This is a genomic window from Pandoraea norimbergensis (assembly GCF_001465545.3).
Classification (GTDB): Bacteria; Pseudomonadota; Gammaproteobacteria; order Burkholderiales; family Burkholderiaceae; genus Pandoraea; species Pandoraea norimbergensis.
Window position 1 is genome coordinate 5208863 of the sequence record NZ_CP013480.3, and the last position, 22522, is coordinate 5231384.

The following is a 22522-nucleotide window of genomic DNA, read 5'->3' on the forward strand; positions in this document are numbered from 1 at the left end:
TGCCTCCTTAGGCCTTACGCACGGCAGGGTTGAGCAGGCAGGGCGGTTTGCCCGGCGCCGATCCAAACCCCAACGCGGCAATCAGGTTATCTGCTGCCAGGCTCGCCATGCCCCGGCGGGTTGCGGCCGATGCGCTCGCGATATGCGGCGTCAGCACCACGTTCTGTACTTTGAGCAACTCGGGATGCACGCTCGGCTCACCTTCGAATACGTCGAGCCCCGCCGCGGCAATTCGCTTGCCGGCCAGTGCCTGCGCCAGTGCCGCATCGTCGACGATACCGCCCCGCGCCAGATTCACCAGCGTGGCCGTCGGCTTCATGGCCGCTAGCTCCGCCGCGCCGATCGTGTGATGGGTTGCCGCCGAATAGGGCAGCACGAGAATGACGTGATCCGCCGTCGCCAGCAGCGTGTCCTTGTCGACGTATGACGCCTTGCAAGCGGCCTCGGTGGCGGCATCGAGACGCGAGCGGTTGTGATACACCACCCGCATGTTGAAGCCCATGGCACGGCGCGCAATCGCCTGTCCGATGCGGCCCATGCCGATAATGCCCAGCGTGCTGCCGTGCAGGTCGGCCCCGAGGAACATGTCGTAAGCCCACTTATTCCAGTGGCCCTCACGCAGCCAGCGCTCCGATTCCGTGACACGCCGAGCGGTGGCCATCAACAGCGCCCAGCCGAAATCCGCCGTCGTCTCGTTGAGTACGTCAGGCGTATTGGTCGCCATCACGCCGGCGGCGGTCATCGCTTCGATGTCGAAGTTGTTGTAGCCCACCGCCATATTGGCGACCACACGCAAATGCGGCGCCCCGGCAAGTACCGACGCATCGATACGCTCGCTCGCGGTCGTGATCGCGCCAGCCTTGTCGGCCAGTCGTGCCCGCAATTCATCACTCGAATACACGGTGTCGGCGTCGTTGCGCTCGACCTCAAAGTACTGCGCCAACCGTTCGATCACGTCCGGAAAAATGGCGCGGGCCACCAGAATCTTCGGTTTCACCTATCGTCTCGCAGGAGTTGGCCGCTCATCGCACGACAACGCTACGGCACCCGGGCGCCATAGCGTTATTGCGTTGCGGCTCAGAAGAAAATCAAGGTCATCAGTACGAATAGCGGCAGCAGAATCGCGCCCGACCACAGCATATAGCCAAAGAAGCTCGGCATGCGAATGCCGCGTTGCTCCGCAATGGCCTTGACCATGAAGTTGGGTGCATTACCGATGTACGTGTTCGCCCCCATAAACACGGCACCCGCCGAAATGGCCGCCAGCGTGGCCGCCCCCGACGTCATGAGCGTTGCGGCGTCGCCGCCTGCCGTATTGAAGAACACGAGATACGTCGGCGCATTGTCGAGGAACGACGACAGGATGCCCGTCGCCCAGAAGTACATGACATTGTCCGGCGCACCGCCCGGGCCGGTCACCAGCCGGATCACCCAGCCGAGCGCGCCTGCTTCACCGGCACGCAGAATCGCCACCACCGGAATGATCGTCAGGAAGATACCCGCGAAGAGCTTGCCGACTTCTTTCATCGGCTCCCAGTTGAAGTCGTTGCCGACGCGCGCCGTGCGCGGCGTGATGGCGAGCGAAATCACCGTCACGACGAGAAGTCCCACATCGCGCGCCAGATTCTCCAGCGTGAGTGGCGTACCGAATACGTCGAACACGACACCCGGCTTCCAGATACCGCTCATCAGTACCAGCCCCACGGCGACCGCGAGCAGCACGAAGTTACGTTTGCCCTCGAGACGAAGCGGCGCTGCATGCGGCGTCGGATCGAGTTCTTCGATCTTTTCCTCCACCTTCTGACGGAAGTAGTACGAATCGATCAGGAAGAAGAGGACCAGCAAGATGGCGCAGGCCATCAGCGTTTCGGGCCAGAGGTGGCGCGTCGTCCAGAAGAACTCGACGCCTTGCAGGAAACCGAGGAACAACGGCGGATCGCCGAGCGGGGTCAGTGAGCCGCCCGCGTTCGCCACCAGGAAGATGAAGAACACGACCACGTGAACGTTGTGCTTGCGGTTGTCGTTTGCGCGAATCAGCGGGCGGATAAGCAGCATCGCCGCGCCGGTCGTGCCCATGATGCTGGCGAGTACCGTGCCCAGCCCCAGCAGCCCCGTATTGAGCCACGGCCCGCCACGCAGGTTGCCATGCAGGCAGATGCCGCCGGCGGTCGTGAAGAGTGCCGTCAGCAGCACGACAAAGGGAATGTATTCGGCGATCAGCGCGTGTACCGCGCCGTGCCAGGCCGCGCCTGCGCCATACACCAGCGCAAACGGCAACAGAAACGCCGCGCCCCAGAACGCCGCGATCTTGCCGAAGTGGTGATGCCAGAACGCCGGTGCAACCAACGGCCCGAGCGCGATCGACAGCAGCAAGCCTGCGAACGGCAAGCCCCACCACGCGACGAGTTGTGCGCCGTCCGGGCCGCCTCCTGCGGCAAGCGCGGCAGGACTGATCAACGTCAGCCCCACGGCGGCCACTGCTCCCCAAATGCCCTTCTGCATGGTTTCTGGTTCCTGTTGTTTGATGGACGATCTATTACGAGTCGCCCCTCTCGAAGGAGTGCCCGAAGCGGCAAAAGCTTGGGATATTTCCTATTTGGATCCGAAACAACCGCTCGAAAAGCGCGATACGACAAGCCTCAAGCGGCCTTCGTGCGCAATGCGACAGTTGTCTCACACCCCTTGTACAAAAAAACGAGTTCGGAAAGCGTGGACTGGGCGGGTGCCTCAATCAGCGCCCCACTCAGGCGCCGTCGACGATGATGACGTGAACGCGGTACGGGCCATGCGCACCCAGCACCAGCGTCTGTTCGATGTCGGCCGTACGCGACGGCCCGGCGATGAAATTGGTCGCGCGCGAGAGTTGCCCACGCTCGGTGCGCATCAGCCCGAAGGCATCTTCGTGGCCCGCGACGATGCGCGAGGCCGGCACGACAGCGATGTGCGTCTCGGGCAGCAACGTCGCCGAAGCAAATGTCTCCGGGCCGGACATCATCATCAGTGCGCCCGTTTCCGCCACCGCGCAGAAGCAGCCGGTAATGCCGACGAGATCTTCACCGAGCGGCTTGCGATATTCGACGTGGCAACCGACGCCCGCCCAATCCAGTTCTCGCAACGTCGGCCACGCAACCGCTTGCGTCACGAGCCCGTTCGCTTGCAGGTACTGCGCGGCAGCGGCCGGCACATCCTGCATTGCCTGCACGCGGGCAATCGTGGTCGAGAGCGCTTCGGCCTTGCCGATGAACGTGGCAACGAGATCGTCCGGCATCGCCGGGCGCGGCCCTTGCGGATGACGCGCCAGATAGTCCTCGGCCGCCGCCTGCTCGTTCTCGCGCGCCGCATCAGGGCGATGCTGGGCGTTGCGAATACGGGCGAAGATGCGATTGCGGGCGTCGGTGGTATCCATGGCTGCGTCCTGAGAGGCCGGCACACCGGTACATGGCCGGCGTCGTGTCGATTGTTTCGTAGGTGTCGGGTAGCCGCTGGCACACGTCCAGCGGGCGATGCGCAATTATAGCGGCACGCGATGCCCACGCACCGGGCATTCGCGCACTATCGGAATGGTCTGTCCCCACGCTCGGACGAGGCCCAAATCAACGTCGATTGGCCACTCGCAACGCGATTCAGCCCCGGCTGGGCGCCGGCTCCGGTGCAATCTCGAACACCTGGCGCAGATAGGCCAGATACGCGTCGTCGTCGCACATGTTCTTGCCCGGCGAATCCGACAGCTTGGCCACCGGCTGACCATTGCAGCGCACCATCTTGATGACGATCTGCAACGGCTGATAACCGAGGTCGTTGGTGAGGTTCGTGCCGACGCCGAACGCCAGCTTGCAGCGATCGCGAAAGCGTTCGAACAATTGCAGCACCTTGGGGATGTCGAGTCCGTCCGAGAAAATCATCGTCTTGGTATGCGCATCGACGCGGTTCTCGCTGTAATGCTGCAACAGGCGCTCGCCCCACGCGAACGGATCGCCCGAGTCGTGACGCGCTCCATCGAAGAGCTTGCAGAAGTACATGTCGAAATCGCGCAGAAACGCCGACATGCCGTACACGTCGGAGAGCGCAATTCCAAGGTCGCCGCGATATTCCTTGGCCCACGTCTCGAACCCGAAGATCTGCGAGTCGCGCAGACGTGGCCCCAATGCCTGACACGCCTGAAGATACTCATGCGCCATCGTGCCCAGCGGCGTCAGCCCCAATTTCGATGCGTAGTAGACGTTGCTCGTGCCCGCGAACTGTTCGCCCAATTCCTCGCGCAACGTGAGAATGACTTCCTCGTGCCACTCCTTGGAGAAGCGGCGGCGCGTGCCGTAATCGGCAATTTTGCAATCGCGATAGTCCACCGGCTCGGCCAGCATGCGAATTTTGTCGCGCAGGCGCTGACGTCCTTCTTCATAGGCAGGCACACGCTGGGTATTGCGGAAATACACTTCGTTGACGATCGCGAGCACCGGAATTTCAAACAGGATCGTGTGCAGCCACGGCCCCTGAATCGTGATGTCGATCTCGCCGTTGCCCTTGGGCGAGGGCTGCACGGTGACGTACTTCTCGTTGAGGTGAAAGAGATCGAGGAAATCGATGAAGTCGCTCTTGATGAAGCGCATGGCGCCGAGATAACTCAGCTCCGACTCCGTGAACCGCAGGCCGCACAGCAACCGGATTTCGTCGCGAATCTCGTCGACGTAGGGCGTGAGGTCAACGCCCTCCGTGCGGCACTTGAAGCGGTATTCCACCTGCGCCGCAGGAAAGTGATGCAGCACAACCTGCATCATCGTGAATTTGTAGAGATCGGTATCGAGCAGCGACGTGATGATCATGACGACAGGCCCCGGCGGGAGCACGCACAGAAGCAGCGAACGCTGCATATCGACGATGGGTGCACGACACGTGGGAGTCACCCCATGCCGCGCACCGCACGCGAGCGAATTTCCGTCCTTGCAGGGCAGATGAGATGTCACCGGCCTCGCAAGGGCACGCTCGATGGTACCGCAAAGCCGTGGCCCATATGACGCCGGCGACACCAGCCACAAGTCACCGAGCACCCTCACCCGCGACCCCGGGCTGCGCTACAATACGCGTTTTAACGGCCGATCGAAGCCGTTGCGCCCTACGTTCTGGAGTTGGCATGACCCACGTTGTCACCGAAAACTGCATCAAGTGTCGATACACGGATTGTGTCGACGTTTGTCCCGTCGATTGCTTCCGCGAAGGCCCGAACTTTCTGGCCATCGATCCGGACGAGTGCATCGATTGCGCGGTCTGTGTGGCCGAGTGTCCGGCAAACGCCATCTACGCTGAAGAGGACGTCCCGGGCGATCAACAGGAATTCATCGCGCTGAACGCCGAACTCTCGCCGCTGTGGCCGAGCATCACGAAGACCAAGGCCCCGCTGGCCGATGCCGATCAGTGGAAAGACGTCGCCGACAAGCTCAAGCTGTTGGAGCGCTAATTCGGCGGTGGCAGCCACATTCGATGCAGAAAAAGTGCATTTCGAGTGTTGACAGTGTCTGAAAATCGCCACTATAATCGCTTTCTGTTTTGATCCTCGATAGCTCAGTTGGTAGAGCGCCGGACTGTTAATCCGTAGGTCCCTGGTTCGAGCCCAGGTCGAGGAGCCAAGAATTACCGTAGCGATGGCCTCGCGCACGCGAGGCTTTTGTTTTAGTCGATGCACCGTTACAGCGATGCATGACATCCCAGTTTGATCCTCGATAGCTCAGTTGGTAGAGCGCCGGACTGTTAATCCGTAGGTCCCTGGTTCGAGCCCAGGTCGAGGAGCCAAAAACGCAGAAAGCCTCGCCAATCGGCGAGGCTTTTTTGTTTCCGGCGACGGCATCTACCCCTCCCTTCTCCCGTGTAAATGCCGTGCCCAATAAAAAACGGGGCACCGTTTCCGGTACCCCGTCCTTGTCAGTCACACCAGCACAGACTTACTCGCTGGCGGGTGCCCCGATCGGCGGCACGTGCGAACTGAGCGTTTCCGGACTGTTCACGCTCTCGATCCAGCGACGGCGCATCGGCTGGAGCAGGAACTTCGCCGCAATGGCGGCCGCGATACTGATCACGGCAGCGGCGATGAACACACGGTCCCAGTGACCACCCACGGCGAGCACCGACGCAAGCGGCACCAGCAGCGCAGCCGTTCCCTTTGCGGTGTACAGCGTACCGGCGTTCGACGCGGCATTCTTGCCACCGAACGTGTCTGCACACAGCGCCGGGAAGATCGAGAAGATCTCGCCCCAGCACAGGAACGTCATCGCAGCGAAGAACACGAACATGTACGGGTTCTGACCGAAGTGCATCAGGCCCAGCATCGCCACCCCTTCACCGAGGAAGATGATGAACATCGCGTTTTCACGACCGATCTTGTCCGACACGAAACCACACAGCGGACGCGTAAAGCCGTTGCAAAGATTGTCGATCGACAGCGTCATCGTGAGCAGCGGCAAGGTCGCACCGAAGAGCGTCATCGGCATCGAAGCAATGCCGTAGTCCTTCGCGATCGGGCCGATCTGCGCCGTGGCCATCAGGCCGCCTGCGGCCACTGCCACGAAGCACACATAGATCACCCAGAACACCGGCGTGCGAATCATCTGACCCGAGGTGTAGTCGACCTTGGTCGCCAGATTGCGGCGCGACACGGTGACACCCTTCGGTGCACGCGGCTTGACCATCAGCAGCGCGAGGATGAAGATCGCCACGCCTTGCACGATGCCGAAGTTGAAGAACGCCGCTTCGTAGCCCGACTCGCGAATCATGTTCGCAATCGGAATCACCGTCAGCGCCGCGCCCGCACCGAAGCCGGCCGCCGTGAGGCCAGCCGCCAGACCGCGCTTGTCCGGGAACCACTTGAGAGCGTTACCCACGCAAGTGCCGTACACGCAACCGGCGCCGATACCGGCGATGACGGCCGCCGTATAAAGCACGGTCAGCGTCGTGGCGTACGAGTACATGATCCACGAGAGCGCTACGCAGATAGCGCCGCCCGCAACGACCGGACGGGGCCCGAAGCGATCGACGAGCCAGCCTTCGATCGGCACGAGCCAGGTTTCCACCACGATGAAGATCGAGAATGCGACCTGAATCGCCGCGATGCCCCAATGGTTCTTGGCCTCCATCGGCTCGACGAACAGCGTCCACGAATATTGCAGATTGGCCACCAGGCCCATACAGATGATGCCGATCACCAGTTGTGACCAGCGCCCTCCCAGAAAAGAGGTTTTCTCCTCCGGTTGCGCAGCTGCTTGCATGACTTGCCTCCTGTTCCTGTCAGACGATTGCCGGCGGCCCGCCCGATCGCGCGCACCTGCGCGCTGTGAAGGGGGTACCACCGTCATCGCGTGTCGTCGCGCGTCACGGCTTGGGTGACAGCGCGTACGGCACGCCTCCTGGCGTTGCATGCGGCTCATGGTTGGCCGCTTGATCCTGGAGCGTCGCCTGGCGGCGCGCTCGCGGGGCTCGGGCCCCGGCTGACTGACTTGCGGAAGCGCCAAAGGACACTTCCGGCCCCCGCTTCGGCGCGGCGGCACAGGCGTTTGGCCCGTGCCGGCAAGTTGCCGACTGCCGAAGGGTGGCTACGGTAATGAATTCGAGTTCGGGTTGCGGGTCTGGGGCGCTGTCGGTTTGCCGAAGTCCCCCGCAGGCCGCACCCCGTCACTCAGGCGGGCGCGCCTCGCGGACGCGTGATCGCCGAATCGCCTGCCCACGACGGGCGGCAGGGAGATGAGGACCGCCGGGTGCCCCACAGCCATCGTGAGGACATGGGCGACGGATACGACTGGACAGCCAGTGCAGTGCAAACGCCGCACTCAGGCTGCCCGAAAGGAAAGGTGTGCTTACCCAACTTGTGTCTCCGACTTGTGCCGCGGCCTGTCCAACGCCTTCCGGTTCACTCCGGAGGGTTTCGCGGCGTCCGGATTTCCCCGGATTTTTGCGAAACTTTGGTGACCGCTCCGACAAATTGAATCTGATATACAAGATTCAATATATCGAATTAAGTATTTTTATGGTTCCAAAAGTAGTCGATGCCTGAACCACTGTCAACCCGAGTGCGCCCGCTTTCGGGTGTCGGTCAGCACGTGAACGGTGGTTGGCTTACGCGTGCGAGGTGAGCGCTTGATAACCGCGAAACGCGCGGCAGCCTTACGGGTGTGGGGTGACGGGCGGACTGAGACGCGTGACCCTGTGCTGCCGCAGCGTAGCGACGGGCAGTACAAGGTCAGGGAAAACGATGACGTTTTAGCAGGTGATGCGAGCGCGCCGGATGACGCCCGATTGGGGGGCAACGACGGCTGGCAGCAACGCCACCCGCCGTTCGATCAGACGGCGTCGGTGTCGCCCGAGTTGTCGCGGATGAAGGCGAGGTGTTCGCGCAGCGAGCGCTGCGCGCTGGCCGCATCGTGTGACGCCACGGCGTTGAAGATGCGGCGATGCTGATCGATCAGTTCGGCCAGATCGGCGCCGTGACCGACGATGGCGCGGTAGTTATCCACGACCGAGCCGCGCAGCAGTTCGAAGATGGCGTGCATCAGGTGAACCAGCACAAGGTTGTGCGTGGCTTCCGCAAGCGCGAGATGGAAATGGGCATCGAGTTCGGGCACCCGCGTCAGCAGCGACGCGCCACGAGCGTCCCCGTTTTGCCCGTCAAGGCCGTCCCGCCCTGCCGCAAAAGCCACCTCCAGCGCTTCGAGGGCCTGCGCCAGCCGCGCAATGTCCTCGGGCGTGGCACGCTCGGCCGCCAGCTCGACGGCCTTGGCTTCGAGCACTTCTCGCATTTCCAGCACGTCGTCGACCGTCTTGCTGTGCCGCGACATCAGTTGCGAGAGCGGTTCAGCGAGCAGTGGCTGGCTGGCATTGGCGACCAGATACCCGCCCCCGGCGCGCCCGACGATCAGCCCGCGCGACTCCAGACGCAGCAGCGCCTCGCGCAACGAAGGCCGCGAAACCCCCATCTGCTGGGCCAGATCGCGCTCCGACGGCAGTGCCGAACCGGGCGCGAGTCGCCCTTCAACGACCATCGTCTCCAGTTGCTCGTAGACCATGTCGGAGAGCCGCAGACGCGGCGGCGGCGTGACCGGCGCAAAGCTCGCGACGGCACCCGGAATATCGCTGTTGGATACGGTAGACATAGGCAGAGACGGCTCGGTAGACGACATGTCGGCTGGGGTTCTCGACGAAAAATACTCAGAGACGCAACGATACAGGATGGCACTCACGCCGGGGCAGGCCAGCGCCGCCCCGGACGCCCTCCCTCAGCGATCGGCTAGGAATCACCCTCAAATCAAGGGTTAACCCGGTAGTCGAAATAAGACCATTCCCTTTAGGATGACGTCATCGGACAACTGGTCGACCAGTCTACCAGTAGACCAGATAAAACATAATAACCGCCAACGACCTTTCGAGCACGAGACGCCCATGGCTTCGAATCCTCAACCGACACGCAGCCCGCCCGCCTCGGCCGGACCTGTGGCGCCGGACGCCCTGCTGCGCGACACGCCCCCGACCGGCACTGCCGGCGCCGCCAACGCCGCCGGCTTGCCAGCCTTGCCAATCGTGTCGGCTGAACCTGTCTTCCCGGCAGTCGACGAGCCCCAGCGCGCGGCCAGACTTGCGGCCTTGCGCGCCGCCGTCCCCGACGCCCTGTGGCTCACCGACCGTGAACAGATCACGCCCTATGAGTGCGACGGTCTGGCGGCCTACCGCCGCTTGCCACTGGCCGTGGTCCTGCCGTCGGACGAAGATCAGGTGTGCCGCATTTTGCGCGCCTGCCGCGAGCATCAGGTCCCGGTCGTGCCACGGGGCGCGGGCACCGGATTGTCGGGCGGTGCGATGCCGATTACCGACGGCATCGTGCTCTCGCTGGCGAAGTTCAAACGCATTCTCGAAGTCGACGCGTACGCGCGCACGGCCACCGTGCAGCCCGGCGTACGCAACCTCGCCGTGTCAGAAGCCGCCGCGCCTTATGGCTTGTACTACGCCCCCGATCCTTCCTCGCAGATCGCCTGCACGATCGGCGGCAATGTCTCCGAGAACTCCGGCGGCGTGCACTGTCTGAAATACGGCCTCACCGTGCACAACGTATTGCGCGTACGTGCCGTGACGATGGATGGCGATGTCGTGGAATTCGGCTCGCACGCGCTCGATTCGCCCGGCCTCGATCTGCTCTCCGTATTTATCGGGAGCGAAGGCATGTTCTGCGTCGTGACCGAAATCACCGTCAAGCTCGTGCCGAAACCGCAAGTGGCGCAAGTCGTCATGGCGAGTTTCGATGACGTGGAAGCGGGCGGCAACGCCGTAGCAGCGATCATTGCGGCGGGCATCATCCCGGCGGGTCTCGAAATGATGGATAAGCCCGCGACGCAGGCCGTCGAAGAGTTCGTCCACGCGGGCTACGATCTGAATGCCGCCGCCATCCTGCTGAGTGAATCCGACGGTACTGCGGAAGAAGTCGCCGAAGAAATCGCGCGTGTCTCGGCGGTGCTGCGCGCCTCGGGGGCTACGCGCATTCAGGTGTCGACGTCCGAAGCCGAACGCCTGCGGTTCTGGTCAGGGCGCAAGAATGCCTTCCCCGCGGCAGGGCGCATTTCGCCCGACTACTACTGCATGGACGGCACGATTCCGCGCCGCACGATCGGCACGCTGCTCAAGCGTATCGAAGCGATGGAAGTGCAATACGGCTTGCGCTGCATCAACGTCTTCCATGCGGGCGACGGCAACATGCATCCGCTGATTCTGTTCAACGGCAACGATCTCGACGAATGGCATCGCGCCGAAGCGTTTGGCAGCGACATTCTCGAAGCCTGCGTCGAACTGGGCGGCACGGTCACCGGCGAGCACGGTGTCGGTATCGAAAAAATCAATTCCATGTGCGTGCAGTTCTCGCCGGAAGAGCGCGATGCGTTCTTCGCGATCAAGCGCGCCTTCGACCCTGCCGGGCTGCTCAACGCCGACAAGGCAATCCCCACGCGCGCGCGCTGCGCCGAGTACGGCAAGATGCACGTGCGTAACGGCCTGTTGCCGCACCCTGATTTGCCGAGGTTCTGATGTCACAGGCCCCTACGATTTCCCCTCTCGCCACTGAAGTGTCGGGCGCACCGGCCGCACCGGCTGTTCAAGACACGCAAGCCGCTCGCCATGCGGCGCAGGCACTCGACGCCATACGCGCGCGCGTGCTCGCGGCCACCGCTGCGGGTACACCGCTAGACATTCACGGTGGCAACACCAAGCGCTGGTACGGTCAACTGCCGTCGGGCGAACGGCTCGACATGCGTGCCTATGCGGGCATCGTCTCGTACGACCCGGCTGAGCTCGTCATTACCGCGCGCGCCGGTACGCCGCTCGCCGACATCGAAGCCGCGCTCGCGGAGAAGGGCCAGATCCTGCCCTTCGAGCCGCCGCACTTCGGCCCGGGCGCGACACTCGGCGGTTGCATCGCCGCCGGTCTGGCAGGCCCCCGCCGCCCGCACGTGGGCGCACCGCGCGACTTCGTGCTGGGAGCCGTGGTGATGAACGGGCAAGGACAGGTGTTGCACTTCGGCGGACAGGTCATGAAGAACGTGGCCGGCTACGACGTCTCGCGCGTGCTCGCCGGTGCACTCGGCACCCTTGGCGTGTTGCTCGAACTCTCCATCAAGGTGCTGCCGCAACCGGTGGCCGAAGCCACGTTGCGCTATGCCATGCCGCAAGCGCAGGCCATTGATCAACTCAACCGTTGGGGTGGCCAACCGCTGCCGCTGATGGGCTCGGCATGGCATGACGGCGTGCTCAGCGTGCGTCTGGGCGGCGCGGCGGCCGCCATCGATGCCGCGCGCACGGCCATGGGCGGCGATCTGATCGACGTGATCGAAGCGCAGCAGTTTTGGCAATCGTTACGCGAACAGACACACGCGTTCTTCGCACGCTCGCCGATTGCCGCGCAGGGCGAAGCGCTCTGGCGTTTGTCGGTGCCGCCGACCACGCCGCCGCTCGCGCATGGCGATGAGCATCTGATCGAATGGGGTGGTGCGCAACGGTGGTGGATTACACCGCGCAGCGCCGCCGAAGTGCGCGCCATTGCCGCAGCGACAGGCGGGCATGCTACGCTGTTCCGCCACGGCGACAAGTCGGCCGGCGTGTTCACCGCACAACCGGCCGCAATACAAGCCATCGGCGAGCGCTTGCAGCAAGCTTTCGATCCGAGCCGCATCTTCAACCGCCACCGGCTGTACTGCTAAAAGACGATGCAAACGAACCTCGCAGAATTCCTCCGCCACACACCGGATGGCGACGAAGCCGAAGCCATTCTTCGCAAATGCGTGCATTGCGGCTTTTGCACGGCCACGTGCCCGACCTATCAGTTGCTGGGCGATGAACTCGATGGCCCGCGCGGGCGCATTTATCTCATCAAGCAGATGGTCGAGGGCCAGCCCGTGACGCGCGAAACGCAGCGCCATCTGGACCGCTGCCTCACCTGCCGCAGCTGCGAATCAACCTGCCCGTCGGGCGTGCAATACGGACGGCTGGCCGAGATCGGCCGCCGTCACGTCGACGCAAAAGTCGGCCGCCCGGCCGGTGAGCGCGCCTTGCGCTGGACACTCGCCCACGTGCTGCCCAACCGCGCGCTGTTTTCGCCGGCGCTGCGTCTGGGTCAGCAATTCCGCACGCTGCTGCCCCGATCGCTGCGCGAGAAGGTGCCGCACCGTCAACGCTCGGGCAGTTGGCCGCAGGGCAAACACGCGCGCCGCATGTTGATGCTCGAAGGCTGTGTGCAACCGGCCATGTTGCCGAACGTCAACAAGGCGACCGCACGGGTGCTCGACGCGCTCGGCATCGAGATGGTCCGTCCGTCGTCTGCCGGCTGCTGTGGCGCGATTCGCCTGCACCTGAACTATCACGACGACGGGCTCGACGATGCCCGCCGCAACATCGACGCCTGGTGGCCCGAGATCGAAGCGGGTGCCGAGGCCATCGTGATCAACGCGTCCGGCTGCGGCGCCACGATCAAGGAGTACGGCCACCTGCTGCGCCACGACGCGCAATACGCGGGCAAGGCACAGCGTGTCTCCGAGTTGGCGCGCGATCTCTCGGAAGTCATGCTCGATAACGTGGAAGCGTTGCAGCGCCGCATGCCGAACCGCAAGACAGGCAAGATCGCCTACCACCCGCCCTGCACGTTGCAGCACGGTCAGCAACTCAAGGGCGTGGTGGAGAAGCTGCTCGCGCAGGTCGGCGTGAACGTGATGCTGCCGCAGGACAGCCACATTTGCTGCGGCTCGGCGGGGACCTATTCGGTGACGCAGCCGGTGCTCTCGCATCAACTGCGCGACGCCAAGTGGAAGTCGCTCGACGCCCTTGATCCGGAACTGGTGGTGTCGGCCAACGTGGGCTGCATCTGCCATTTGCAGGCGACCGCCAAGGGCGAACATTCGCGCGATCACGCGCCGGTCCAGCACTGGATCGAGCTGCTCGACCGGATGATGACGCCGGCCCAGTGACTGCCGACTGCCGTACGGCAGCGTCGTCCCGAGGGTGTCTGCCGGATGGCACCCACCGGATGATGCCCGCATGATCCGATCCCCCTGATGTCGACCCGAGTGCTGCCGATCTAATCGGCAGCCTCATCACACCTTGCACGGCCGGCTGGCGATTATCCCCACAGGAGGGACAATCAATCCCGGCCGTGCCCGTTTATCTGGACGATCGCACTCCCTAGAATCGGGGCTAAGTCAGCACAACGTTGCGCTGACAAGCCAAACGTTGCACTGAACAACAACCGATTCCCTCGCTGGAGCCTGTCATGATCGATAACAAAACCGCCCCGTATGCCGCGCTGTTGCTGCGCGTTTCGCTGGGCATTCTCTTCCTCGCCCACCTGTCGTTGAAAGTGTTCGTGTTCACGATCCCCGGGTTTGTCGGGTTCTTCGGCTCGCTGGGTCTGCCGCCCTTCCTGGCGTATGTCACGATGGCACTCGAACTCGTCGGCGGCCTGATGCTGATTACCGGGTTTTATGCCCGCTGGGCTGCCCTGCCGCTCGCCGCACTGATGCTCGGCACCATCGTGAGCGTGCACGGTCACAACGGCTGGGCGTTCACCAACAAGGGCGGCGGCTGGGAATTCCCCGCGTTCTGGCTGGTCGCGCTGCTCGTGGTGGCACTGCTGGGTGACGGCGCCTGGTCGGTTCGTTCGGCCGCTCGCACCCGCACCGCGTAATTCTTTGCTGGAGAAATCGTCATGTCTGCCCTGCCCACGCTGTTCGTCTCCCACGGTTCGCCACTGCTTGCGCTCGAACCCGGTCGCACCGGCCCGTTGTTGACGGCGCTGGGCCGTGCAGTCCCGCGTCCGCGTGAAATTCTCGTGATTTCGCCGCACTGGTCCACGCCGACCCCGCGTGTCGGGAATCTCGCGCAGCAACGCACCATCCACGATTTCGGGGGCTTTCCGCGCGAACTGTACGGCCTGCAATACCCGGCCGCCGGCGCGCCCGCCCTCGCCGAGCGCACTGTGGAGATGCTGCGCGCCGCCGAATTGCCCGCCACGACCGACGACCAATGGGGTCTCGATCACGGCGCGTGGGTGCCGTTGCGCTACCTATTTCCCGATGCCGACGTGCCCGTCACGCAGTTGTCGCTGCAACGTCAGATGCGCCCCGAGTACCACTACCGCGTCGGCCAACTGTTGGCCCCGCTCGCGCAAGACGGCGTCCTGATCGTGGCCTCCGGCAGCTTCACGCATAACCTGCACGAAGTGTTTCGCGCACCGTCCGAGGACCGTGCGGAAGCCCCGTACTTGGCCGAATTCGTCGCGTGGTTCACCGAGCATCTCGCCGCCATGGATCTCGACGCGTTGTTCGACTATCGCGCCCGCGCCCCGCATGCCGAGCGCGCGCATCCGACCGACGAGCATCTGTTGCCGCTCTACATGGCACTGGGTGCTGCCGACAATGCGGCGAAGCAAACGCATTTCGATACCGGCGCGACCTACGGCGCGCTGCGCATGGACGCGTTCGCGTTCGGCAATGCCGCCCCGTCACTCGCAGAGGTCGCGGCACTGGCACAATAGCGGTCAACGTTCGCCGACCGATCTGCCGATCGGTCCGATACCTTCAGGAGCCACGCCCCGGCATGAATAAACTGCGCGAGATCGAGTGTTTCATCGCCGTGGTCGAGTCAGGCAGCTTCGTGAAGGCGGCCGCCGCACTCGGCATCTCGAAGACAGCCATCTCGCGTTACGTCGCCGACCTTGAAGCGCGGCTGGGCACGCGGCTACTGCAACGCACGACACGCCGCCTGTCGCTCACCGAGCCCGGGCAGCGCTACGTCGAGCGCTGCCGCCAGATTCTCTCCGAACTCGACGAAGCCGACGCTATGGCCGGCGAGCAGGACGGCCAGCCCGCCGGGCCACTACGCATCAACGCGCCGCACACCTTCGGGGTGCTCCATCTGGCGCCGCTATGGCCGACGTTTCTCGCCCAGCATCCACAGGTTTCGCTCGATATCACGCTCAGCGACCGTCTGATCGATATCGTCGAAGAGGGCTACGATCTGGCCATCCGCATCACGCGGCTGCCTGACTCGTCGCTCGTGCATCGCCGGCTGGCGGGCACCCGCATGGTGCTCTGCGCGTCACCGGGTTATCTGGCCCAGCACGGCACCCCGCAGCATCCGAGTGAACTCGCCCATCATGAAACCGTCGGCTACAGCTACTTCTCGCATCGTCGCGAGTGGCGCTTCGACGGCCCCGACGGGCCGGTTTCTGTGCGAACCCATGCCCGGCTGATTGCCGACAACGGCGACACCTGCCTCGCGGCGGCCGAAGCGGGCACAGGGGTGATTCTGCAACCGGCCTTCCTTGTGCAGGACGCGCTGCGCGAGGGCCGGCTCATCGAGTTTCTGCCCGAGTACACGCAGGGCGAGACCGGCATCTACGCCGTCTACCCGACCCGCAAATACCTGAGTGCCAAAGTACGTGCGCTGATCGACTTCCTCGTCGAAGCTTTTGCCATGCCTGGCTGGCGCGCGATCGACCGGCCCTGAACGGCACTCCCAACCTGCGCCTGACGCCCGGCACGCGGCCCCGCCCGGGGTCACAGCAACTTGCTTGCATCCCCTGCGAAAGCCCCACGAATCGCACAGAATCCCCCTGCAAAACACGGGAACTCCGTGGATATTTATTGTCCATTGCAAATGTCACTTATACTGTCGGGCCTGTCGTCTAATCTCGGATATTTTGGAAAACTTCTTACTGATCGTCGCTGCGATCCTGCTGGTGTTTCTTAACGGCTTTTTCGTGGCGGCGGAATTCGGCCTCGTCAAACTGCGCCAGACGCGCGTTCACATCATTGCCCGCCAACGCGGTTGGCGCGGGCGTGTCCTGGCCAAGGTTCACGGCCAACTCGACACCTACCTCTCTGCGTGCCAACTCGGCATCACCCTCGCCTCGCTCGGCCTGGGCTGGATCGGCGAGCCGGCGTTTGCGCGCGTGCTCACGCCGTTGTTCGCCGCCATTGGCGTCACCTCGCCCGAGCTGATTCACGGGCTGGCGTTCTTCATCGCGTTCTTCACGATCTCGTATCTGCACATCGTCGTGGGCGAACTCGCGCCGAAATCGATGGCACTGCGCATGCCGGAAGCCGTCTCGGTGTGGACGGCTGCACCGCTCTACGGCTTCTACTGGATGATGTACCCGGCGATCTGGGTGCTGAACCACAGTGCCAACCGCCTGCTGCGGTGGACGGGTCTCGACCCGTCGCACGGTGCCGAAGCGCACTACTCTGCGGACGAAATCAAGCTCATCGTGCGCGGAGGTGCTGCGAGTGAAAAACTCTCTCGCGACGACTGGAACGTGGTGGCCTACGCCATCGACTTCAGCGACCTGACCGTGTCCGATCTGATGCGCCCGATGAGCGAAGTGGCGGCGTTTCGACGCGACGCGACGTTCACCGAGAATATGGACACGGCCTACCGCCACCGCTACAGCCGCTATCCGTTCTTCGATAACGACGGTGAAACCGTGCTCGGCGTGATTCACCTGAAGGACTTGTTCCTCGCCGAACATCATGGTCAGTCGATTGCCGACTTGGGCAGCATGGCGCGGCCGGTTGAGCGCGTGAAGCCGGACATGCCCGCGCGCGAGCTGTTCCAGCGTTTTCGCCGGGGCGCACCGCACTTTGCCATCGTTGGATGGCCTGATCAAAAACCGATCGGCTTCCTCACGCTCGACAACCTGCTCTCGGCACTCGTCGGCAAGATTCGCGACGAATTCCGTCAAACGGAAGACGACTGGACGCGCATGGAAGACGGCACGCTGATTGGGCGCGGCAGCTTGCCGATCCTGACACTCGAGCGTGCACTGGGACTGGATATCCCCAGCGAACACGCCGAATCGGTGGGCGGCCTGATCATGGACGCCCTCGCCTATCTGCCGCGCGAAGGCCAGAAGATCGACTTCGACGGCTTCTCGGTCGTCGTCAAAAAGATGCAGGGCCCTCGCATCGTGCTCGTGCGTGTGTATCCCGATGGGGTGCGCGAAGCGGGCGAAGCGGGCGAAGCGGGCGAGGCCGCTGAAGCGCGTGAAGCCCGTGGCAAGGCCTCCGACGCCGCCTGACATCCCCTGCGACCCTAAGGATTTCCCGGAATGTGGCGGTGCAGCAACGGGCGGGTGATGCCTGATTGATGCCCGCTGCGTCCCCCGACAGACTACGCTCTATAAGTGCCAAATCCCGATCGAGGAAGGCATGCGTTGCGGGGGTATTACGTACGTCGCGCTCCGTACGAGCGTGGCCGTACGGCTGGGGCTGCGGCCAGGGGAGTCCCGAAGTGGACGACACGGGGAACACGGGGAAGTTGACGCTCGATGCGTTGATCGGCACCTGCTACGACGGGGTGCTCGACGAAGCGCGCTGGGACGAGGCACTGCGCGGCATCAACCGGTGGGTGGGGGGCATGGGCTTCCACTCGGTCACCTGGGACCGCTCACGCCACTGCGCGACACGCGACTCACACACACTGGAGACCTCGCCGGAAGTCATCCGCGAGTTTCTGGAAAAGCTTGCGCCTTCCGATCCGCGCGTGAGCCTGATGCTGCGCCAGCCCATTGGCCACGCGATGCGTTGCCACCATCACTTGAGCGACCGCTATGTCGCGCGCAGCGAACTGTTCAACGAATTCCTGATTCCCAACGGCGTGCGCTACACGTACGGCCTGCATCTCGAAGGCGCCGACGGCACCAGCGAATTGCTGGCGATCTTGCGCTCGCCGGATCATGTCCCGTTTGAAGACGCGGACGCCGACCCCGAACTCGAAATTCTGACGCAGCATCTGGCGCGCGCCGCACGCCTGCGCGCGGGCACGCGACACCTGCAAGCGCAGGCCGCGATGGGCATGGCCGTGCTCGATCAACTGGAACTGGCCGTCATCATTACTGACGACACGGCGCATGCTCACTACCTGAACGCGGCAGCGCACCAGTTGTTGGGAGAGACACGAAACATCGCCATCCGCAGTGGCAAGTTCGGGGCCTTGCTGCCGAACGACGAGCGGGCGCTGCGGCGCCTGATCGCGCAGGCCACGGCACCGATGCCGGTGGCCGGCAGCCATCGTCTGCACGGCGAGAATCAACGGCACTGGGTCGTAACCGCGCTGCCATTGCGCGAGTCTCACGCGTGCGCTGCGCCGTGGCAGCGCCCCATGACCATGCTCACCATCGGCGAGCTGGACCGGCGCGTGTCGTTGAGTCCTTACACGCTGAAGGTGCTGTTCGGGTTGTCGCCTGCCGAAGCCCGTCTGGCCCTAGCGTTGGCGGAGGGGACGGAATTGACGCAGTACGCGCTGGACGCGAAGGTGGCCATCAACACGGCGAGAACGCAGTTGCGCCACGTCTTCGACAAGACAGGGTGCCGCCGGCAAGCCGACCTGTTGCGGCTGCTGCATGCCATCCCGGCATTGCGAATTCACGCGCCGGCATAACCCGCATCGACGGGCACAGCGCAAGGGAATTTGAACGACGAGGCCGCTGATCGGGCCTCGTCGGTGCCACTCACACGAACAACACGCCATCAGGCGCGTGCGAACGCCTTGCGGTTCAGTTCGAGTTGGGTGATGAGCTTTTGCAGACGCGATTCGGCCGTGCGCGAGAGCGCGATATAGCGGCAGCCGATGTGATATTCCACGTCCTTCGGCAGCGGTACGGTGCGCAGGTTGCATACCTCAAGATCGACCTGCACCGTTCCGTAGTCGCGCAGTTCGACCTCGGCGTGCATGAGCATCGAGCCCTTCGGAATCTCTGCGGCCACTTCAGCGCGCGTGCGCAGCCCCAAACCACCAAGCGACAGATCGAATACGTTCAGACGCAGCGGTGCGTCTTCCGGGAACTTGACGGTGCATTGGTACGGATCAAGGATCGGCGTCTTCACGCGGAAATAATCGCGGCGCTGCAAGCGCACGAGCGATTCCGGATACGACGCATAGAACGCCGGGTAGCCTTCGTACTCGCGCTCTTCGATGTCGCCGATCGGAAAGTGCACCTGAATGCCTTCAGGCACCCCGACGAACAGCGCGCGCTTGTTGGCAAGCAGTGCGCGGTTTTCCGTCTCGACACCACCCCAGTCGAAATAGAAGCCACGGGCTTGCGGCTCGACCTTGAGCAATCGGGTGACGAGTTGACGTTGCCCGTTGGCGAAATACACCGTCATGAAGTCGCCGCGGGTGGCCAGGTGACGTAACACGCCCCCAATTTCAAGCGGATTGCTGATGCGATACGAGTCGTGCAGTTGGGACTCGTCGTCGGTGGGCGGCGGCGTCAGCTGCGGTTCTGTCGTTTCCATACCTGATCTTCTATTTATCCCCGATACGACCGCACAAGCCGTACGAATTAAGCCTTGGGACTGGCCGGGCCGCTCTGCCTGACGGCGACGAGACGAACTCCACGGCACTCGACGACACATCACGTGGCACCACGTGATTAACGGCCATCGCCCGGAAATATTGAGTGCATCGGCCTGTGGGCAAACTGCTCCCCGTACCCACACGCCACACTTGGGTGCCCGAAAGCACCTTCACCCCACTTACCTTGCTATTACGCGACTGCGCTGCGGATTCGGCTTAGCGATGTACCGCGGCCATCAGCGCGCCAAACCCCATGAACACGCCACCGCTGATCCGGTTGAAGGCCTTGAGCACGCGCGCTTCGCGCAGATACGGTGCAATGCGCAGACCGCCCGTGGCGTACACGAGATACCAGCTCATCTCGATGACGGCGAACGTGCCGAGCAGAATCGAGAACTGCGGCAGCTTGGCCGCGACCGGGTCGATGAACTGCGGCAGGAATGCGGCAGCAAACAGAATCGCCTTCGGGTTGCTTGCCGCGACCAGAAAGCCGGATTTGAAAAGCTTGCCGAAGCTGGAATCCTCCGCAGCGGCGGGGGCGCTCAGACTGGCAGCGTTATGGGTATCGACCGGCGAGCGCCAGCTCTTGTAGCCGAGATAGATGAGATAGGCGGCGCCGGCGTAGCGCAGGGTGTCGAACACCATCGGCCAGGCCTTGAGCACCGCGCCGAGACCGGCGGCCGAAATCGACATCATGGCAATGAGCGCGGTCATGCAGCCGGCCATCGTGCCGGCGGCGGGGCGCAAACCGTGGCGCGCGCCATGCGTCATGACGAGCAGCATGTTCGGGCCCGGCGTTGCCGACACGAAGAAGACGGTGACCACGTACAGCCACCACGTTTGCAGGCTCATGATTGCCTCGAAAAAATGCTTCACACATTACGATCAGGCATTGTAGCGTCGAACCGCTGCGGTGGCATCGTTCGCGTGCACGTCCTGCGCGTTTCAGTGACGATCGACGGTCCAGAAAAACAAACAGGCCCGATGACTTTCGTCATCGAGCCTGTTCTTTCCGTGGAGCGCCCCCGTTACCGGGGATACTCACGAATACGTATCAAGTGCTATTACAGCGGCTTGATGTTCGCAGCTTGCTTGCCCTTCGGGCCAGTCTTCACTTCGAACTGAACGCGTTGGTTTTCTTGCAGCGTCTTGAAACCATCTGCACGCACTTCCGAGAAGTGAGCGAAGAGATCTTCACCGCCTGCGTCCGGGGTGATGAAGCCGAAGCCCTTAGCGTCGTTGAACCACTTAACAATACCGGTTTCCATGTTTTTTCCTAATAAACATAATGCCTGGGGTCGACATGACCCCTCCAGCGCTGACAATCAAGGGAAAATGAAGGACTAGAAACCAGCGAGAAGCAGGAAAACTACGTCTGACAACAACTTCGCGGCTTGACAATCTGCAATTGGTTTTATACGTGGCAAAGCCACGCTTGTCAACTGGGAATATGCTGCATATTACGTAACAGTTTCTCGTATATAGCAGGGAATTTGCGCGTTGATCGACGATCAGAGAGGGTCTCGCAGCCCGTACAATGGGCGTTTTGCACCGTGCTCATGCCGTCGCCGCGCACCCGGACCCGTCTTTCGTGCTGCCAGAAGTAACCTTCAGGCAACTTTCGGCCACCCCGCTCAGCCTTGCCTGCTGTGCCTCGCGACCGCCTCTGGGCCCTAACCTGCCAACGGATGGAGCCTACTTACCTCGTGCGACCGCCCCGGTTGCAACCTGAAGTGCCGACGCCGCTTGCCGCGTCGCCTCACCCCATCGATTTGTGTAACAAACGCGATGTCCCTGCGGTTCACAAATTATCGAATCGGCGCCTCGGCTGGTCGCGCTGGCGTGCGCACGCCGTCAGTCTGGCCGTCTGCGCCACGCTGGCGGCCTGCGCAGGCACGCCGACCTACGGCCCGGTTCCCGCAGGCAGTTACCGCGTGGCCTCCGGAGACACCCTCTACGGCATTGCCCGCGCCAATAACGCCAGCACGGCCGATCTGGTGCGCTGGAACGGCCTGACCGACCCCGACAAGATCGAAGTGGGTCAGGTGCTGCGCGTCGTGCCACCAGCCGGCGCGTCCAGCGCCCCGGTGGCGGCTTCGGGTAGTGCATCGCCGGGGAGCACAGCCAAACCGCGTCCGAAGGCCCAGCCCGCCCCCAAGGCGGCACCTGCGCCGGTTGCGCCGCGCACGGCAACCAACAAGATTGCGATGATCTGGCCCGCCGACGGCCCCGTGCTGTCGAATTTCAATGGCAGCAGCAACAAGGGTGTCGATATCGGCGGCAAATCGGGTGACCCGGTCTACGCGGCCGCCGCAGGCAAAGTCGTGTACGCCGGCAGCGGCTTGCGCGGGTATGGCAATCTGGTGATGGTGCAGCACGACAACGGCTATCTGACGGCGTACGCCCACAACCGCGCCGTCCTGGTCAAGGAAGGGGCCGCCGTGACCAAGGGCCAGAAGATTGCCGAGATGGGAGACACCGACTCTCACGGCACCGTCAAACTGCACTTCGAAGTGCGCCAGAAGGGCACGCCGTTCAATCCTCGCGACTTCCTGCCGTCACGCTGATCGTCAGCGCTCACCGAGCGCACACAAACAAAAGGGCTGAGACCTGTACAAGACAGGACTCAGCCCTTTGTTCTTAACCTCGTAAGCTCAGT

19 protein-coding genes and 2 tRNA genes are annotated in these 22522 nt (G+C 63.2%); 12 read left to right on the forward strand and 9 right to left on the reverse strand.

All coding sequences use genetic code 11. The features are described 5' to 3' along the window. Positions 1–7: 7 nt before the first annotated feature. The 4 genes from AT302_RS22785 to pncB form a co-directional block, all read right to left on the reverse strand. Positions 8–997, reverse strand: coding sequence for a 2-hydroxyacid dehydrogenase (locus AT302_RS22785; RefSeq protein WP_058375964.1), 990 nt, complete (start codon positions 995–997; stop codon positions 8–10). Positions 998–1077: 80 nt separating this feature from the next. Further along, positions 1078–2502 (reverse strand): sodium:proton antiporter, encoded by a 1425-nt coding sequence (locus AT302_RS22790; protein WP_058375965.1) that lies wholly within the window; start codon positions 2500–2502, stop codon positions 1078–1080. A 241-nt stretch (positions 2503–2743) separates the two neighbouring features. After that, positions 2744–3406: a LutC/YkgG family protein gene (locus AT302_RS22795; protein WP_058375966.1), complete on the reverse strand. Its 663-nt coding sequence runs from the start codon at positions 3404–3406 to the stop codon at positions 2744–2746. 217 nt (positions 3407–3623) lie between these two features. Further along, positions 3624–4820, reverse strand: a complete 1197-nt coding sequence (pncB, locus tag AT302_RS22800; protein WP_058379878.1) for a nicotinate phosphoribosyltransferase — start codon at positions 4818–4820, stop codon at positions 3624–3626. Between the two features lie 308 nt (positions 4821–5128). Between pncB and fdxA the strand changes: the two genes are divergently transcribed. The 3 genes from fdxA to AT302_RS22815 all read left to right on the forward strand — a co-directional run bounded on the left by fdxA (position 5129) and on the right by AT302_RS22815 (position 5784). Then, complete coding sequence (gene fdxA, locus AT302_RS22805) at positions 5129–5452, forward strand: ferredoxin FdxA (protein ID WP_058375967.1); 324 nt, start codon at positions 5129–5131, stop codon at positions 5450–5452. A gap of 93 nt (positions 5453–5545) precedes the next feature. After that, positions 5546–5621: transfer RNA gene (locus AT302_RS22810), tRNA-Asn, on the forward strand. Between the two features lie 87 nt (positions 5622–5708). After that, positions 5709–5784, forward strand: a tRNA-Asn gene (locus AT302_RS22815). A 149-nt stretch (positions 5785–5933) separates the two neighbouring features. Here the strand turns inward: AT302_RS22815 and oxlT are convergent. Both oxlT and AT302_RS22825 read right to left on the reverse strand, forming a co-directional pair. Further along, a complete protein-coding gene (oxlT, locus tag AT302_RS22820; RefSeq protein WP_058375968.1) occupies positions 5934–7253 on the reverse strand; it encodes an oxalate/formate MFS antiporter in 1320 nt (439 codons plus the stop codon). A 1068-nt stretch (positions 7254–8321) separates the two neighbouring features. After that, positions 8322–9131 (reverse strand): FadR/GntR family transcriptional regulator, encoded by an 810-nt coding sequence (locus AT302_RS22825; protein ID WP_058375969.1) that lies wholly within the window; start codon positions 9129–9131, stop codon positions 8322–8324. Positions 9132–9417: 286 nt separating this feature from the next. Here AT302_RS22825 and AT302_RS22830 point away from each other — a divergent pair, with 286 nt between their 5' ends. The 8 genes from AT302_RS22830 (at position 9418) to AT302_RS22865 (ending at position 18945) form a co-directional block, all read left to right on the forward strand. Continuing rightward, positions 9418–11046 carry an FAD-linked oxidase C-terminal domain-containing protein gene (locus tag AT302_RS22830; RefSeq protein ID WP_084656406.1) on the forward strand — a complete coding sequence of 543 codons (1629 nt, stop codon included), beginning with the start codon at positions 9418–9420 and terminating at the stop codon, positions 11044–11046. Then, positions 11046–12215 (forward strand): glycolate oxidase subunit GlcE, encoded by a 1170-nt coding sequence (gene glcE / locus AT302_RS22835; protein ID WP_084656407.1) that lies wholly within the window; start codon positions 11046–11048, stop codon positions 12213–12215. Before AT302_RS22830 ends, glcE begins: the two co-directional genes overlap by 1 nt. 6 nt (positions 12216–12221) lie before the next feature. After that, complete coding sequence (gene glcF / locus AT302_RS22840) at positions 12222–13475, forward strand: glycolate oxidase subunit GlcF (RefSeq protein WP_058375970.1); 1254 nt, start codon at positions 12222–12224, stop codon at positions 13473–13475. A gap of 302 nt (positions 13476–13777) precedes the next feature. Continuing rightward, on the forward strand, positions 13778–14191 hold the full coding sequence (locus AT302_RS22845) for a DoxX family protein (RefSeq protein ID WP_058375971.1): 414 nt from the start codon (positions 13778–13780) through the stop codon (positions 14189–14191). 21 nt (positions 14192–14212) lie between these two features. Next, complete coding sequence (locus AT302_RS22850; protein WP_058375972.1) at positions 14213–15040, forward strand: dioxygenase family protein; 828 nt, start codon at positions 14213–14215, stop codon at positions 15038–15040. Positions 15041–15102: 62 nt separating this feature from the next. Then, positions 15103–16014: a LysR family transcriptional regulator gene (locus tag AT302_RS22855; protein WP_058375973.1), complete on the forward strand. Its 912-nt coding sequence runs from the start codon at positions 15103–15105 to the stop codon at positions 16012–16014. 193 nt (positions 16015–16207) lie between these two features. Next, on the forward strand, positions 16208–17584 hold the full coding sequence (locus tag AT302_RS22860) for a hemolysin family protein (protein WP_237171998.1): 1377 nt from the start codon (positions 16208–16210) through the stop codon (positions 17582–17584). A 212-nt stretch (positions 17585–17796) separates the two neighbouring features. After that, entirely contained in the window at positions 17797–18945 is a 1149-nt protein-coding gene (locus tag AT302_RS22865; protein ID WP_058375974.1) for a hypothetical protein, read from the forward strand. An 89-nt stretch (positions 18946–19034) separates the two neighbouring features. Here the strand turns inward: AT302_RS22865 and AT302_RS22870 are convergent, their stop codons facing one another. From AT302_RS22870 to AT302_RS22880, 3 genes are all read right to left on the reverse strand, one after another. Beyond that, positions 19035–19802, reverse strand: a complete 768-nt coding sequence (locus AT302_RS22870) for a flagellar brake protein (protein ID WP_058375975.1) — start codon at positions 19800–19802, stop codon at positions 19035–19037. Positions 19803–20079: 277 nt separating this feature from the next. After that, positions 20080–20715, reverse strand: coding sequence for a LysE family translocator (locus AT302_RS22875; protein WP_058375976.1), 636 nt, complete (start codon positions 20713–20715; stop codon positions 20080–20082). Positions 20716–20927: 212 nt separating this feature from the next. Next, positions 20928–21131, reverse strand: coding sequence for a cold-shock protein (locus AT302_RS22880; RefSeq protein WP_058375977.1), 204 nt, complete (start codon positions 21129–21131; stop codon positions 20928–20930). Between the two features lie 591 nt (positions 21132–21722). On the opposite strand from AT302_RS22880, the gene AT302_RS22885 reads away from it, so the two are divergent. Continuing rightward, positions 21723–22430, forward strand: a complete 708-nt coding sequence (locus AT302_RS22885; protein ID WP_058379882.1) for a peptidoglycan DD-metalloendopeptidase family protein — start codon at positions 21723–21725, stop codon at positions 22428–22430. Positions 22431–22522 lie beyond the last annotated feature (92 nt).

Bases quoted from the DNA above. Each gene is read 5' to 3' on its own strand.
- AT302_RS22790 (WP_058375965.1), bottom strand. From the start codon at position 2,502: ATGCAGAAGGGCATTTGGGGAGCAGTGGCCGCCGTGGGGCTGACGTTG.
- AT302_RS22795 (WP_058375966.1), bottom strand. From the start codon at position 3,406: ATGGATACCACCGACGCCCGCAATCGCATCTTCGCCCGTATTCGCAAC.
- pncB (WP_058379878.1), bottom strand. From the start codon at position 4,820: ATGATCATCACGTCGCTGCTCGATACCGATCTCTACAAATTCACGATG.
- fdxA (WP_058375967.1), top strand. From the start codon at position 5,129: ATGACCCACGTTGTCACCGAAAACTGCATCAAGTGTCGATACACGGAT.
- oxlT (WP_058375968.1), bottom strand. From the start codon at position 7,253: ATGCAAGCAGCTGCGCAACCGGAGGAGAAAACCTCTTTTCTGGGAGGG.
- AT302_RS22825 (WP_058375969.1), bottom strand. From the start codon at position 9,131: ATGTCTACCGTATCCAACAGCGATATTCCGGGTGCCGTCGCGAGCTTT.
- AT302_RS22830 (WP_084656406.1), top strand. From the start codon at position 9,418: ATGGCTTCGAATCCTCAACCGACACGCAGCCCGCCCGCCTCGGCCGGA.
- glcE (WP_084656407.1), top strand. From the start codon at position 11,046: ATGTCACAGGCCCCTACGATTTCCCCTCTCGCCACTGAAGTGTCGGGC.
- glcF (WP_058375970.1), top strand. From the start codon at position 12,222: ATGCAAACGAACCTCGCAGAATTCCTCCGCCACACACCGGATGGCGAC.
- AT302_RS22845 (WP_058375971.1), top strand. From the start codon at position 13,778: ATGATCGATAACAAAACCGCCCCGTATGCCGCGCTGTTGCTGCGCGTT.
- AT302_RS22850 (WP_058375972.1), top strand. From the start codon at position 14,213: ATGTCTGCCCTGCCCACGCTGTTCGTCTCCCACGGTTCGCCACTGCTT.
- AT302_RS22855 (WP_058375973.1), top strand. From the start codon at position 15,103: ATGAATAAACTGCGCGAGATCGAGTGTTTCATCGCCGTGGTCGAGTCA.
- AT302_RS22870 (WP_058375975.1), bottom strand. From the start codon at position 19,802: ATGGAAACGACAGAACCGCAGCTGACGCCGCCGCCCACCGACGACGAG.
- AT302_RS22875 (WP_058375976.1), bottom strand. From the start codon at position 20,715: ATGAGCCTGCAAACGTGGTGGCTGTACGTGGTCACCGTCTTCTTCGTG.
- AT302_RS22880 (WP_058375977.1), bottom strand. From the start codon at position 21,131: ATGGAAACCGGTATTGTTAAGTGGTTCAACGACGCTAAGGGCTTCGGC.